Raw genomic sequence first — 13,644 nt, 5'->3', positions numbered from 1 at the left:
TTACCCGCGCCAGCCCCCGTTGCCGTTCCCCTTGCTTCCGCCGTTCGTCTGGCCCTGGATGAAGTTGCCCGGGAGGGAGAAGGTCGGTGTGGGGAAGGCGCCGCCGGTCGTGTCGCCCGTGGTGCCGCCGTCAGCCGTGCCGCCGACCGTCAGACCGCCGATCAGTCCGCCGATCCCGCCCGTGCTGTCCCCGTTCTTGCCCCCGTCGTTCCCCCCGTGTCCTTTTCCCTGATCATCCCCCTTCTTGTTGTCGTCGGGGATGTCGATCAGGTGGAAGTCCTCCACGGGTTTGCCGCTGAGCGCGCCGGTCATCATGTCGCGCCAGATGGGTCCGGGGACCCGGCCGCCGTAGACCTTGTCGTTGTAGACGCCGCCGATGGTGATGTTCGTCATGTGGCGCTTGTGGGCCGGGTCGCCGACCCAGACCGCGCCCGCCATGTTCGGGGTGTAGCCGACGAACCAGGCCGCGAAGCGCTCGTCCGTCGTACCCGTCTTGCCCGCGCTCGGACGGTTGTCGAGGCCGGCCTCCTGGCCTGTGCCGTCCTCGACCACGCCCTTGAGGATCGTGCTGATGGTGTCGGCGGTCTTCTCCGACATCGCGCGCGAGCAGGTCGACTTCGGCACCTGGAGGGACTTCTCCTCGCTGCCGACCTTCTGGGTGATCGACTCTATGGCGACCGGGGTGCAGTACGTACCGCGCGAGGCGAAGGTGGCGTACGCGTTCGCCATCGTCAGCGGCGACATCTCCTGGGAGCCCAGCGCGATGGAGGGGGCCTGGTCGATCGCCCGGCCGTCCGCGCGCCGCACACCCATCTTCTTCGCCATCTCGGTGACGGGGCAGATGCCGATGTCGCCGATCAGCTGCACGTAGTAGGTGTTGACCGACTTGGCGGTCGCCTCCTTCATGCCGTACGGGCCGTGCTCCGACGGGTTCTCGTTCGTCAGCTTGGCGGGGTTGTTCGGGTCGTTGCGCCAGACCTTGCCGTCACACGCCTGCACCTGGCTCGGGTACGGCATCTCGTACGGCGACGGGTACTGCTGCGTCGGGGGTTTGCCGCCCTCGATCGCGGCCGCCGCGACGATCGGCTTGAACGTCGAACCGGGCTGGTAGCCGGCGCCGCCGCCCATGTCCGAGTTGACCGAGAGGTTGATCTGCGTCTCGTTCTGGCCGAAGCCGTACGGGCGGGACTGGCCCATGGCGAGGATCTTGCCGGTGCCCGGCTCGACGATGGTCGCGGCCGTCGCCACCGCGTCGGACTGGTAGACGTGCTTCTTGATGGACGCCTGCACCGAGTCCTGCGCCTGCGGGTCGAGGGTCGTCCGGATCGTCAGACCGCCCTGGTTCCACAACTTGGCCCGGGCCACCTTGGTCTTGCCGAAGACCGGGTCGTTCAGGACGACGTCGCGGACGTAGTCGCAGAAGAAGCCGGCGCCCCTGACCGCGGTGATGCAGCCGTTCTTGGGCTGGCTCGGGTGCAGTCCGAGCGGCTTCGCCTTGGCCTCGTCCGCCTCCTGCTGGGAGATGTCGCCGACCTCCGCCATCCGCTGCAGCACGGTGTTGCGCCGCTTGGTGGCCTCCGCCTCGTCGTTGACCGGGTCGTAGCGGCTCGGGGACTGGACGATTCCGGCCAGCAGCGCTGATTCCTGGAGGTTCAGGTCCTTGGCGTGCTTGGAGAAGTAGCGCTGGGAGGCGGCCTCGACGCCGTAGGCCTGCTCGCCGAAGAAGGTGATGTTCAGGTAGTTCTCGAGGATCTTCTTCTTGCCGAGCTTCTCCTCGATCTGGATCGCGTACTTCAGCTCCTTGATCTTGCGACCGAGGGTCTGCTGGGTGGCCTCGGCGACCTTCGTCGGGTCGTCGCCGGCCTCCTCGATGAAGTAGTTCTTCACCAGCTGCTGGGTGAGCGTGGAGGCGCCCTGGGCGACCCCGCCTTCCTGCGCGTTCTTGTTCAGGGCACGCAGGACGCCCTTGAGGTCGATCGCGCCGTGCTGGTAGAAGCGCGAGTCCTCGATCGCGACGATCGCCTTCTGCATGTACGGCGAGATGTCCTTGAGGTCCACCACCGTACGGTCGCGGGAGTAGACGGCCGCGATCTGGTTGCCCTGGTTGTCCAGGATGGTCGTGCGCTGACTGAGCTGGGGGCTCTTCAGGTTCGCCGGGATCTCGTCGAAGCTCTGGACCGAGCCCTTGGCCGCGAGGCCCAGCGCGCCGGCCGCGGGCAGCGCGATGCCCGCCATGACGGCTCCGGCGAGGACACTGACACCGAGGAACTTGGCGGCCTGCTGCGTTGGCGACAGACCACCGCCCGAGCGCTTCTTTGGCATGGAGGCAGCCTAATCCGTACTGATGAGCGTTCCGAAAGAGCGACCGCATCACGGCACGGCAAAGGGAGACGCCCACCTTCCCATTCGCCGGACACGCGCGCAGGCCTTGGCCTAAGCTGCTCTCAACTGTCACAGCAGTGCGGCCACGTAATCAATACGTCCGGCGACCCCGAATCGTTCCGGGCGTACCCCGTTTTCTCGCGTGGGGACGTGACCGGCTCCTGAGGGGGACGTGTCCGAATCCGCCTCGTGTGTCACCTCGCGCCCGTTGTGGCGCACCACAGCTGTCCCGGTTTGCCGGGATGGTCGCGTATGTCGCCAGCTCACTCCCGCGGGTGATCTGCCGTTAACCCATAGTCCGTTCGGGCCATTCAAGATTGGGCCCGAAGGGGGTGTTGCGCTGTGCCCACCTTCCGTAACGTCCTCAACTGGCAGCGGTGAATATGCCGCTGCCGCCGTGGGGGAGCCTCGATTCGGGAGAGGACGGCGCCGGTATGGGCTGGGTAACCGACTGGAGTGCGCAGGCTGCCTGCCGCACTACCGATCCGGATGAACTGTTCGTTCAGGGAGCAGCGCAGAACAGGGCCAAGGCGGTGTGCACCGGATGCCCGGTACGCACCGAATGCCTGGCGGACGCGCTGGACAATCGCGTCGAGTTCGGCGTGTGGGGAGGCATGACGGAGCGGGAGCGCCGCGCACTGCTGCGCCGCCGGCCCACCGTGACCTCCTGGCGCAGGCTGCTGGAGACCGCCCGCTCGGAGTACGAGCGCGGGGCGGGCATCGTGCCCCTCGACAACGACGAGGTGTACGAGAACTACGCGGCGGTGAGCTGAGGCAGCCAGGCAGCCGAGGGAGCCGAAAGCACTCCCTCCGGCGCAAACTGGGGGCGATGAGGCTCCGACCCGGCACATGCCATGGCAGCGTCGGCGTGGGGCCACGGGAAGCAGCGTCGTGCACAGGCCCAGGGCGCCGAGTGGGTGCACGCCGCCCGGGCAGGGGAAGCGCTGGGACGCGCGAAAGCGCCGGTCCGGCGTACGGCCGCAGGTCGGCGAAGACGGTTCGAGACGCCTCGGCCTTTGCTCGGCGTTCGATGCCCGGGGATGCCCGCGATCCCGCGAACGTCTCCCTGCACGCGCGTGCCACCGACGCCGTCCGCGTGTGCCACCGCGCTCGCAGGACTGTCACCGCATGGGCGCGTTCGACTGCCCGGGTGCGCACGACGATCAGCCGCTTACGCACGGCGATCGCCTCCGTACGCACGACGATTACCCGCGTGCCCACGTCGATCGCCCGCACGTGCAGGACGATCGCCCCGCGCGCATACGGCGGTGCACCGGCGCTCGTGCGACCGACCGCCGACTTACGACGACTGCCGGCGCGCCGAAACGACCGCCCGCCCGCGCCCGCGTGCACGCAGGCCCACCGGGCTGCGCGACGCCGGGCAAGCTCTGCGGGCCCGCAGCCGTCGGTTCGGCATCCGCAGACTCGCGGCCAGCAGCCTCGCAGCCGCCGGTCCAACATCGCCGGCCCAACAGTCGCCGGACTCGCCTCCGTCGGCCCCGCTACGGCAGCTCCGTCCGTCCTGTCGCGCCCGTGGCCAGCCGGGCGCCGATGTCGCGCAGACCGGCGAGGTCGTGGACATCGCCGGGCAGCGCCGGTACTTCGACGACCGCCACCTCGGGGTGGCGGGCGGTGAAACGGTCACGCGTGCGCTGCTCGCGCGAGAGCAGCTGCATGCGATCGGCGTGCAGTCGCAGCAGACCCGCGGTGAGCCGGTCGACGGAGCGCTCCGTATCGGCGGGGGAGCCTTGCTCGGAAGCTGGGGCGTCGGTTGCGGAATCGGATGCGGGAGATCGCGAACTGCCGTATGGGTCGGGAGAGTTACGAAGTCCAGCTTTCCCGCCCCCCTGATCCACAATGCGGGGGTCCTCAAGATTTTCGGCGGCGGCGAGCGCCCGCTCGGCCGACAGCCGGACGGCGCCGCTGCCGTGGACCCGGTTGAGCACCAGGCCCACCAGCGGCATCTTCTCCGCGGCCAGCCGCTCCACGAAGTACGCCGCCTCACGCAGTGCGTCCCGCTCCGGGGCCGCGACCACCAGAAACGCCGTACCGGGCGCCTGGAGCAGCTTGTACGTGGCGTCCGCGCGCGTACGGAACCCGCCGAAGGTGGTGTCCATCGCGGCCACGAACGTCTGCACGTCCTTGAGCAGCTGACCGCCCAGCAGCTTGCCGAGCGTCCCGGTCATCATCGACATGCCGACGTTGAGAAAGGCCATCCCCGCGCGTCCGCCGAGCTTGGCGGGGGCGGTCAGCAGGCGGATCAGCCGGCCGTCCAGGAAGGAGCCCAGCCGCTTCGGCGCGTCCAGGAAGTCCAGCGCCGAGCGGGACGGCGGGGTGTCGACGACGATCAGGTCCCACTCGTCCTTCGCCCGCAGCTGGCCCAGCTTCTCCATCGCCATGTACTCCTGCGTGCCCGCGAAGCCCGCCGAGAGCGACTGGTAGAAGGGGTTCGCCAGGATCGTCGCCGCCCGCTCGGGGTCCGCGTGCGCCTCCACGACCTCGTCGAAGGTGCGCTTCATGTCGAGCATCATGGCGTGCAGTTCACCCTCGCCCTCGGTGCCCTTCACCCGGCGCGGGACGTTGTCGAGGGAGTCGATGCCCATCGACTGGGCAAGCCGACGGGCCGGGTCGATGGTGAGCACGACCACCTTGCGGCCCCGCTCGGCCGCCCGGAGGCCGAGGGCCGCCGCGGTCGTCGTCTTGCCGACCCCGCCCGAGCCGCAGCACACCACGATCCGCGTCTTCGGGTCGTCCAGCAGCGGGTCGATGTCCAGCACGCGCGCGGGGGAGAGACCGTGGGCCTTCTCCCGCCCGTCGGCCTTGCCCCGCCCCGCGGCCGTCTGCGTTGTCTCGGGAGCCTCGGCCGGGTCCCCACTCATGTCAACCCCTGCTTCCGCAGCTCGGTGGCGAGTTCGTACAGGCCCGCCAGGTCCATGCCCTCGGCCAGCAGCGGCAGTTCGCCCAGCGGCAGGCCCAGCTCGGCGAGGACCGCGCGCTGCTCCTGCTCCAGCGCGTACCGCTCGGCGTACTCCGCCGCCTGCCACAGCAGCGGGTCCACCAGCTTCTCCGCGTTCCCACCGCGCCGGGCCCCGCCCAGGCGGGCCGCCGAGAGCGCCTGTGCGACAGAGGAACGCTCCACGGCCCGTACGAGTTCCAGGTCGGCCGCGTCCAACACCTCCGGCCGGACCATGTTCACGATGATCCGGCCCACCGGAAGCCGTGCCGCGCGCAGTTCCGCGATGCCGTCGGCGGTCTCCTGGACCGGCATCTCCTCCAGCAGCGTCACCAGGTGCACCGCCGTCTCCGGCGACTTCAGCACCCGCATCACCGCCTGCGCCTGATTGTGTATCGGGCCGATCTTCGCCAGGCCCGCCACCTCGTCGTTCACATTCAGGAAGCGGGTGATGCGGCCCGTCGGCGGGGCGTCCATGACGACGTAGTCGTATGCGAACCGGCCGGAGCGGTCCTTGCGGCGCACGGCCTCGCACGCCTTGCCGGTGAGCAGGACGTCCCTGATGCCCGGTGCGATGGTGGTGGCGAAGTCGATCGCGCCGAGCTTCTTCAGGGCCCGGCCCGCGCCGCCGAGTTTGTAGAACATCTGGAGGTAGTCCAGAAGAGCCAGTTCGGCGTCTATGGCCAGGGCGTACACCTCGCCGCCCCCGGGAGCGACCGCGATCTTGCGCTCCTCGTATGGCAACGCCTCCGTCTCGAAGAGCTGGGCGATGCCCTGCCGGCCCTCGACCTCCACGAGAAGCGTCCGCTTCCCCTCGGTGGCGAGGGCCAGCGCCAGTGCGGCGGCGACCGTCGTCTTTCCGGTCCCGCCCTTGCCGCTGACGACCTGGAGCCTGCTCACATCATCGAGACTAACCAGTCCGCTCGACACTCACGCGGGAGGCTGTGGACAACGCCGGTCCCTGTCCCCGAGGCGCAGGTCACCGCCCCCGCCGCCGCAGCGGCTACAGTCGGCCCCATGACCAAGTGGGAATACGCAACCGTGCCGCTGCTCGTCCATGCCACGAAGCAGATTCTGGACACCTGGGGCGAGGACGGCTGGGAGCTCGTCCAGGTCGTGCCCGGGCCCAACAACCCCGAGCAGCTCGTGGCCTACCTGAAGCGGGAGAAGCAGGCATGAGCGCGGTCGAGGCCAAGCTGGCCGAACTGGGGCTGACCCTGCCGGAGGTCGTACCGCCGCTGGCCGCGTACCAGCCGGCCGTGCAGTCCGGTGTGTACGTCTACACCGCCGGCCAGCTGCCGATGGTCGAGGGCAAGCTGCCGGTCACCGGCAAGGTCGGCGCCGAGGTCACCGCGGACGAGGCCAAGGACCTGGCCCGTACCTGCGCGCTGAACGCGCTGGCCGCCGTGAAGTCCGTGGCCGGCGACCTGGACCGCATCGCGCGCGTGGTGAAGGTCGTCGGCTTCGTCGCCTCCGCGTCCGACTTCACCGGGCAGCCCGGTGTCGTCAACGGCGCCAGCGAACTGCTCGGCGAGGTCCTCGGCGACAAGGGCGTGCACGCCCGCAGCGCGGTCGGCGTCGCGGTGCTGCCGCTGGACGCGCCGGTGGAGGTCGAGATCCAGGTGGAACTCGCCCAGTGACCCACTGCGGCGGCCCACCGCGGCCCCTCTGACCTCGGGCAGCTCTCGAACATTCGCACTGCACGGGATAGCCTCCGGCCATGGCGAACGGTCAGTGGTACCCCCCGGAGTGGCCGGACCGCATCCGCGCGCTCGCGGACGGCTCCCTCACCCCGGTGTCCCCCAGGCGCGCGGCCACGGTGCTGCTGCTGAAGGACACGCCGGACGGCCCCGCGGTCCACATGCTGCGCAGACGCGCCTCCATGGCCTTCGCCGGAGGCGCGTACGCGTATCCCGGGGGCGGTGTCGACCCGCGCGACGACGACCGTCTGGTGCGCTGGGCGGGCCCCACGCGCGCGTGGTGGTCGGAGCGGCTCGGCGTCGACGAGCCGGGCGCCCAGGCGATCGTCTGCGCGGCTGTGCGGGAGACGTACGAGGAGGCCGGTGTCCTGCTCGCCGGGCCCGACGCGGAGTCGGTCGTCGGCGACACCACCGGGGAGGACTGGGAGGCGGACCGGGCCGCGCTGGTCGCGCGCGAGCTGTCCTTCGCCGAGTTCCTCGACCGGCGCGGGCTGGTGCTGCGCTCGGACCTGCTGGGTGCCTGGACCCGCTGGATCACCCCGGAGTTCGAGGCCCGCCGCTACGACACCTGGTTCTTCGTGGCCGCCCTGCCCGAGGGCCAGCGCACCCGGAACGCCTCCACGGAGGCCGACCGCACGGTGTGGATCCGCCCCGCGGAGGCCGCCGCCGGCTACGACAAGGGCGAGCTGCTGATGATGCCGCCCACCATCGCCACCCTGCGCCAGCTGCTGCCGTACGCCACCGCCGCCGAGACCCTCGCGGCGGCCTCCGGACGCGACCTGACGCCGGTACTGGCCCGTGCCCGCCTGCGGGACGGCGAGATTGTCCTGTCCTGGCCGGGGCACGAGGAGTTCACGAAGCACATTCCGACGGCTCCGACGACGGCCGAGACGACGGGTGGAGGCCCCGCATGACCGACGCCAGCACGCTGCCGGGCCAGCCCCGCGGGCAGGTGGTCTCCGGCCCTGCCACCGAACGGGCCGTCAACGTCCTCGCGCCCAACGCCTCCGCGATGACCCTGGACGGCACCAACACCTGGATCGTCGCCGAGCCCGACTCCGAGCTCGCCGTGGTGATCGACCCGGGGCCCCTGGACGACGGTCATCTGCGCGCCGTCGTGGACACCGCCGAGAAGGCCGGCAGGCGCATAGCCCTGACCCTGCTCACCCACGGCCACCCCGACCACGCCGAGGGCGCCGCCCGTTTCGCGGAACTGACCGGCACACGCGTGCGTGCCCTCGATCCGGCGCTGCGTCTCGGCGACGAGGGACTGTTCGCGGGCGACGTGATCACCGTCGGCGGCCTGGAGCTGAGGGTCGTGCCGACCCCCGGGCACACCGCGGACTCGCTGTGCTTCCATCTGCCGGCCGACCGGGCCGTGCTGACCGGCGACACCATCCTCGGGCGCGGTACGACGGTCGTCGCGCACCCCGACGGCCGTCTGGGCGACTATCTGGACTCCCTGCGCCGGCTGCGGTCCCTGACCGTGGACGACGGCGTGCACACCGTCCTGCCGGGTCACGGGCCGGTCCTGGAGGACGCCCAGGGCGCCGTCGAGTTCTACCTCGCCCACCGCGCCCACCGGCTCGCCCAGGTGGAGACGGCGGTCGAGGACGGCTACCGCACCCCGTCCCAGGTCGTCGCCCACGTGTACGCCGACGTGGACCGCTCCCTGTGGCCGGCGGCCGAGCTGTCGGTACGGGCCCAGCTGGACTACCTGAGCGAGCACGGCCTGATCTAGCCCCGGCTCCCGGCTATTCGGGCCTGGGCGCCTTCACGCCGTGCACGCGCGCGTACTCCTCGGCGAGCCAGGGGCCGAGGTCGTCGACGTACGTGCGCAGCACCTCCGGGTCGCCGACGGGTTCGTAGCCGTACCCCGCCGCCGTACGCAGCTGTGCGCCCCGCTGCGGGTAGTAGGCGGCGAACGCCTCCGCCATCTCCCGCAGGTCGCTGGTCCAGCCGTTCCACCGGGGCATCACCAGGGTGAAGCCGGTGCGGACAAGGTGCCGGGACATGAAACGCACGAGGTGCCGCCGGGCCTCCTCGGTGTCCTCGGCGTCCGCGATCCGCTTCCGCCAGCGGGGCAGCCAGAGCGCCAGGTCGCCGTTGGTCTCGCGGGCGAGCAGGGAGTCGGGGCGGTAGCGCGGCAGCTGCTCGGCGAGGTCCTCACCGAGCAGCGGGGTGCACAGACAGGCCACGAACCAGCCCAGGTCGTACCGCTCCAGGTCGCTCAGCAGCCGCTCTCTGCCGTACAGCAGCGTGCCGACGCCGTCGATCTGCGGGAACTCCTTGTCGACCGCCGCACCGAGCGCCCGTACGGCCTCCCGGTCGGCGTCGGCCGGCTCGTCCCGGAGCGCCACCAGCAGGTCCAGGTCACTGCGGCCCACGCGTGCGGTGCCGCGCGGGATCGATCCGTAGAGGTAGGCGCTGTGCAGACGCGCGCCGAAGGCCTCCAGCAGCCCGTCGCGTGCAGCCGCCACGACGGGACGGAAAACGTCGGGCACGCGCGTGAGGGAGCCTTCGCGCGCGATGAAGCCATGGTCGTCGAGCCCGGGCCGACGGATCGTTTCAGCCATGGAGCAACTGTGACGTTCGCACCCGCTGGCGGCAGCTGGTTTTCGAACGCCGGGCAGCGGGATCCGGCCCGCCTGGGGGCGTTGGCCCCCAGGGACCTCAGCGCGACCTCTTGGCCAGCCTCTCCACGTCCAGCAGGATCACGGCCCGCGCCTCCAGGCGCAGCCACCCGCGCTGGGCGAAGTCCGCCAGCGCCTTGTTCACGGTCTCGCGGGATGCGCCGACCAGCTGGGCCAGCTCCTCCTGCGTGAGGTCGTGGACGACGTGGATGCCCTCCTCGGACTGCACGCCGAAGCGGCGGGAGAGGTCCAGCAGGGCGCGCGCCACGCGGCCGGGAACGTCGGAGAAGACCAGGTCGGACATGGCGTCGTTGGTCTTGCGCAGCCGGCGGGCGACGGCGCGCAGCAGGGCGCCGGCCACCTCGGGGCGGGCGTTCAGCCAGGGCTGGAGGTCGCCGTGGCCGAGACCGAGCAGCTTGACCTCGGTCAGCGCGGTCGCGGTCGCCGTACGCGGGCCCGGGTCGAAGAGCGACAGCTCGCCGATCAGCTCGCCGGGGCCGACGACGGCGAGCATGTTCTCGCGGCCGTCGGGGGAGGTGCGGTGCAGCTTGACCTTGCCCTCGGTGACGACGTACAGCCGGTCGCCCGGGTCGCCCTCGTGGAACAGGGAGTCGCCGCGTGCGAGGGTCACCTCACTCATGGAGGCGCGAAGCTCCGCGGCCTGCTCGTCGTCGAGAGCCGCGAAGAGCGGGTTGCGCCGCAGAACGTCGTCCACTGAGTTCTCTCCTTGTCGACCTGCTCAGGGGATCTTGCTCCCCCGAGTGCCAGGGGACCGTGTTCCCCATTTTGCCGGACGGTCCAAACAGTGTGATCTGTCACAAGGATGCCGCACAGGTGTGCCGAGGTAAGCGTCAGGGGTCCAATCGGGGGCCGATCGTTCGGGTCCGGGGCGGATGTCAGTGCCGGGCCTTAGGCTGGCCGGGTGTCCAAATCGCCGGTGAGAGCACAGGCCGAGGGGGCTTGGCGGGTGGTTGTACGTCGCGATTCCGCTGTGGGCGAACAGAGCTCCGGCGGCAGTAAGAAAACCGGAAAAACGACAAAAAAGGCCGCTCCGGCCAAGAAGGCAACGCCGGCCGGGAAGGCGGCCTCGGCCAAGAAGGCAGCCTCGGCCAAGAAGGTCGCCCCTGCCAAGAGGGCCGTGGCGACCGGGAAGGCCGTGGCCGTGAAGAAGGCGGCGCCGGTCAAGAAGGTCGCCGTGAAGCCGCCGAGGGACGAGTCCCGCACCGCGCTGGTGCGCCGCGCCCGCCGCATCAACCGCGAGCTCGCCGAGGTGTATCCGTACGCCCACCCCGAGCTGGACTTCGACAACCCCTTCCAGTTGCTGGTCGCCACCGTGCTGTCGGCGCAGACCACGGACCTGCGCGTCAACCAGACCACCCCGGCGCTCTTCGCGAGGTACCCGTCCCCCGAGGACCTGGCCGCCGCGAACCCGGAGGAGGTCGAGGAGATCCTGCGCCCCTGCGGGTTCTTCCGGGCCAAGACCAAGTCGGTCATAGGGCTCTCCAAGGCGCTTGCGGAGGACTTCGGCGGTGAGGTGCCCGGCAGGCTCGAGGACCTGGTCAAGCTGCCCGGCGTCGGCCGCAAGACCGCCTTCGTCGTGCTCGGCAACGCCTTCGGGCGGCCGGGGATCACCGTGGACACGCACTTCCAGCGGCTCGTGCGCCGTTGGCAGTGGACCGAGGAGACCGACCCGGACAAGATCGAGGCCGCCGTCGGCGCGCTGTTCCCGAAGAGCGACTGGACCGACCTGTCGCACCACGTGATCTGGCACGGCCGCCGGATCTGCCACGCCCGCAAGCCCGCCTGCGGCGCCTGCCCGATCGCTCCGCTCTGCCCGGCCTACGGCGAGGGCGAGACCGACCCGGAGAAGGCGAAGAAGCTCCTGAAGTACGAGAAGGGCGGCTTCCCCGGCCAGCGCCTGAAGCCCCCGCAGGCCTACCTCGGCGCGGGCGGCAAGGCGGCCCCGCCACTGGGGGCCGCGTGACGGAACGATCTCGGGGTCCCCGGGCGTTGGACAGGCAGAGCGAGGGGGGCGGCGATGACGAGGGCCAGTGAGACGCGGGGCGGCGCGGTGACACTCAGCAAGGAGGGACTGCCCGAGTGGCTGGCACCGGTGGTGCGGGCCGCCGAGACGGTCGAGCCGCTCCAGCTGAGCCGCTTCCTGCCACCGGAGAACGGCTCGGGCCGCAAGTCGGCCGTGCTCATCCTGTTCGGCGAGGGCGAGCGCGGCCCGGAGCTGCTGCTGATGGAGCGCGCCGGCTCACTGCGCTCGCACGCCGGGCAGCCGTCCTTCCCCGGCGGCGCGCTCGACCCCGAGGACGGCGATCCGCACACCGACGGACCGCTCCGGGCCGCGCTGCGCGAGGCCGAGGAGGAGACCGGCCTGGACCCTGAAGGCGTCCAGCTCTTCGGCGTGCTGCCCGCGCTGTACATCCCGGTCAGCGGTTTCGTCGTCACGCCGGTGCTCGGCTGGTGGCGCGAGCCCAGCCCGGTCGGCGTCGTCGACCCGAACGAGACGGCGCGGGTCTTCACGGTCCCCGTGGCGGATCTCACGAACCCCGCCAACCGCGCCACCACCGTCCACCCCAGTGGCTTCCGAGGCCCGGCATTCCTGGTCGAATCGGCCCTGGTGTGGGGCTTCACGGCCGGCGTGATCGACCGCCTGCTGCATTTCGCGGGCTGGGAGCGGCCCTGGGACAGAGAGAAGCAGGTCCCACTCGACTGGCGCGCATGACAGGGTGTCGTTCGTGAACGTGCTGGACATCCTGTTGCTGGTCGCGGCCGTCTGGTTCGCGGTCGTCGGCTACCGCCAGGGCTTCGTCGTCGGCATCCTGTCGGTGATCGGGTTCCTGGGCGGCGGCCTCGTCGCCGTGTACACGCTGCCCGTGATCTGGGACGCCGTGACCGACAACGCGGACGTCGGCACCACCGCCGCCGTGGTCGCCGTGGTCGTCGTCATCGTCTGCGCATCGGTCGGCCAGGCTCTGACCACCCACCTGGGCAACAAGCTGCGCCGGTACATCACCTGGTCCCCGGCCCGCGCCCTGGACGCCACCGGCGGCGCCCTGGTCAACGTCGTCGCCATGCTGCTGGTGGCCTGGCTGATCGGCTCCGCGCTGGCCGGCACCACCCTGCCGACGCTCGGCAGGGAGGTCCGCGGCTCCAAGGTGTTGCTCGGCGTCTCCCGTGCGCTGCCCGCGCAGGCCGACACCTGGTTCGCGGACTTCTCCTCCGTCCTCGCGCAGAACGGCTTCCCGCAGGTCTTCAGCCCCTTCGCCAACGAGCCGATCAAGGACGTCCAGCCGCCCGACCCGGCGCTCGCGAACAGCCCGGTCGCCGTGCGCGCCCAGCGCTCCATCGTCAAGGTCACCGGCACCGCCCCCAGCTGCGGCAAGGTCCTCGAGGGCACCGGCTTCGTGTTCGCCAACCGCAGGGTCATGACCAACGCGCACGTCGTCGGCGGTGTCGACGCGCCCACCGTGCAGATAGGCGGCGTGGGCCGCAAGTACGACGCCAAGGTGGTCCTGTACGACTGGAAGCGCGACATCGCCGTGCTCGACGTACCCGATCTGAAGGCGAACGCCCTCAGGTTCTCCGCGCAGGACGCGTCCGGCGGTGACGGCGCGATCGTCGCGGGCTTCCCGGAGAACGGCTCGTACGACGTGCGCGCCGCGCGCGTGCGCGGGCGCATCACGGCCAACGGCCCGGACATCTACCACCGCGGCACCGTCCGCCGCGACGTCTACTCGCTGTACACGACCGTCCGCCAGGGCAACTCGGGCGGCCCGCTGCTCACCCCGCAAGGCCGGGTGTACGGCGTGGTCTTCGCCAAGTCCCTCGATGACGCCGAGACCGGCTACGCCCTCACGGCGGACGAGATCCAGCCCGACATCCAGCAGGGCCGTACGGCGAACGAGCAGGTGGGCACCGACAGCTGCGCCCTGTGACCGTTCTGGAGAGGGGTTCAGCCGCGCGG

13 protein-coding genes are annotated in these 13,644 nt (G+C 70.9%); 8 read left to right on the top strand and 5 right to left on the bottom strand.

Annotated elements, in window-relative coordinates; genetic code table 11:
* On the bottom strand, positions 1-2,322 hold the full coding sequence (locus tag FB563_RS12530) for a transglycosylase domain-containing protein (RefSeq protein ID WP_055704774.1): 2,322 nt from the start codon (positions 2,320-2,322) through the stop codon (positions 1-3).
* Positions 2,323-2,816: 494 nt separating this feature from the next.
* On the opposite strand from FB563_RS12530, the gene wblA reads away from it, so the two are divergent.
* Complete coding sequence (wblA, locus tag FB563_RS43505; protein WP_018547931.1) at positions 2,817-3,155, top strand: transcriptional regulator WblA; 339 nt, start codon at positions 2,817-2,819, stop codon at positions 3,153-3,155.
* Positions 3,156-3,884: 729 nt separating this feature from the next.
* Here the strand turns inward: wblA and bagB are convergent.
* Together bagB and bagA are read right to left on the bottom strand one after the other, a co-directional pair.
* Entirely contained in the window at positions 3,885-5,261 is a 1,377-nt protein-coding gene (gene bagB, locus FB563_RS12515; RefSeq protein WP_055704773.1) for an ATPase BagB, read from the bottom strand.
* Positions 5,258-6,235 carry an ATPase BagA gene (gene bagA, locus FB563_RS12510; protein WP_055704772.1) on the bottom strand — a complete coding sequence of 326 codons (978 nt, stop codon included), beginning with the start codon at positions 6,233-6,235 and terminating at the stop codon, positions 5,258-5,260. The genes bagB and bagA overlap by 4 nt, the downstream gene beginning before the upstream one ends.
* A 117-nt stretch (positions 6,236-6,352) precedes the next feature.
* Here bagA and sp36 point away from each other — a divergent pair, with 117 nt between their 5' ends.
* The 4 genes from sp36 (at position 6,353) to FB563_RS12490 (ending at position 8,776) form a co-directional block, all read left to right on the top strand.
* Positions 6,353-6,514 (top strand): Sp36 family protein, encoded by a 162-nt coding sequence (gene sp36 / locus FB563_RS12505; protein ID WP_003975360.1) that lies wholly within the window; start codon positions 6,353-6,355, stop codon positions 6,512-6,514.
* Positions 6,511-6,975 carry a RidA family protein gene (locus FB563_RS12500; protein ID WP_055704771.1) on the top strand — a complete coding sequence of 155 codons (465 nt, stop codon included), beginning with the start codon at positions 6,511-6,513 and terminating at the stop codon, positions 6,973-6,975. Before sp36 ends, FB563_RS12500 begins: the two co-directional genes overlap by 4 nt.
* 80 nt (positions 6,976-7,055) lie before the next feature.
* Positions 7,056-7,949, top strand: a complete 894-nt coding sequence (locus FB563_RS12495; protein WP_055704770.1) for an NUDIX hydrolase — start codon at positions 7,056-7,058, stop codon at positions 7,947-7,949.
* Positions 7,946-8,776 (top strand): MBL fold metallo-hydrolase, encoded by an 831-nt coding sequence (locus FB563_RS12490; protein WP_055704769.1) that lies wholly within the window; start codon positions 7,946-7,948, stop codon positions 8,774-8,776. The genes FB563_RS12495 and FB563_RS12490 overlap by 4 nt, the downstream gene beginning before the upstream one ends.
* 13 nt (positions 8,777-8,789) lie before the next feature.
* On the opposite strand, the gene FB563_RS12485 is transcribed toward FB563_RS12490, so the two are convergent.
* Positions 8,790-9,611: a nucleotidyltransferase domain-containing protein gene (locus FB563_RS12485; protein WP_055704768.1), complete on the bottom strand. Its 822-nt coding sequence runs from the start codon at positions 9,609-9,611 to the stop codon at positions 8,790-8,792.
* A gap of 97 nt (positions 9,612-9,708) precedes the next feature.
* On the bottom strand, positions 9,709-10,383 hold the full coding sequence (locus FB563_RS12480) for a Crp/Fnr family transcriptional regulator (protein WP_014674022.1): 675 nt from the start codon (positions 10,381-10,383) through the stop codon (positions 9,709-9,711).
* 276 nt (positions 10,384-10,659) lie between these two features.
* Here FB563_RS12480 and nth point away from each other — a divergent pair, with 276 nt between their 5' ends.
* The 3 genes from nth to FB563_RS12465 are packed head-to-tail and all read left to right on the top strand — an operon-like array spanning position 10,660 to position 13,615.
* Positions 10,660-11,652: an endonuclease III gene (gene nth, locus FB563_RS12475; RefSeq protein ID WP_107100538.1), complete on the top strand. Its 993-nt coding sequence runs from the start codon at positions 10,660-10,662 to the stop codon at positions 11,650-11,652.
* Positions 11,653-11,706: 54 nt separating this feature from the next.
* Entirely contained in the window at positions 11,707-12,402 is a 696-nt protein-coding gene (locus FB563_RS12470; RefSeq protein ID WP_055704766.1) for an NUDIX hydrolase, read from the top strand.
* A 13-nt stretch (positions 12,403-12,415) separates the two neighbouring features.
* Complete coding sequence (locus tag FB563_RS12465) at positions 12,416-13,615, top strand: MarP family serine protease (protein ID WP_055704782.1); 1,200 nt, start codon at positions 12,416-12,418, stop codon at positions 13,613-13,615.
* Positions 13,616-13,644 lie beyond the last annotated feature (29 nt).

The sequence above is a fragment of the Streptomyces puniciscabiei genome (assembly GCF_006715785.1).
GTDB classification, from domain to species: Bacteria; Actinomycetota; Actinomycetes; order Streptomycetales; family Streptomycetaceae; genus Streptomyces; species Streptomyces puniciscabiei.
Note: the sequence above shows the minus strand (reverse complement) of the source record. Positions and strands in the feature narration are given on the sequence as shown.

What these genes read in the sequence shown, in the direction of transcription:
- wblA (WP_018547931.1), top strand. Translation starts at nt 2,817, where the DNA reads ATGGGCTGGGTAACCGACTGGAGTGCGCAGGCTGCCTGCCGCACTACC.
- FB563_RS12490 (WP_055704769.1), top strand. Translation starts at nt 7,946, where the DNA reads ATGACCGACGCCAGCACGCTGCCGGGCCAGCCCCGCGGGCAGGTGGTC.
- sp36 (WP_003975360.1), top strand. Translation starts at nt 6,353, where the DNA reads ATGACCAAGTGGGAATACGCAACCGTGCCGCTGCTCGTCCATGCCACG.
- FB563_RS12530 (WP_055704774.1), bottom strand. Translation starts at nt 2,322, where the DNA reads ATGCCAAAGAAGCGCTCGGGCGGTGGTCTGTCGCCAACGCAGCAGGCC.
- FB563_RS12500 (WP_055704771.1), top strand. Translation starts at nt 6,511, where the DNA reads ATGAGCGCGGTCGAGGCCAAGCTGGCCGAACTGGGGCTGACCCTGCCG.
- bagB (WP_055704773.1), bottom strand. Translation starts at nt 5,261, where the DNA reads ATGAGTGGGGACCCGGCCGAGGCTCCCGAGACAACGCAGACGGCCGCG.
- FB563_RS12485 (WP_055704768.1), bottom strand. Translation starts at nt 9,611, where the DNA reads ATGGCTGAAACGATCCGTCGGCCCGGGCTCGACGACCATGGCTTCATC.
- FB563_RS12495 (WP_055704770.1), top strand. Translation starts at nt 7,056, where the DNA reads ATGGCGAACGGTCAGTGGTACCCCCCGGAGTGGCCGGACCGCATCCGC.
- FB563_RS12470 (WP_055704766.1), top strand. Translation starts at nt 11,707, where the DNA reads ATGACGAGGGCCAGTGAGACGCGGGGCGGCGCGGTGACACTCAGCAAG.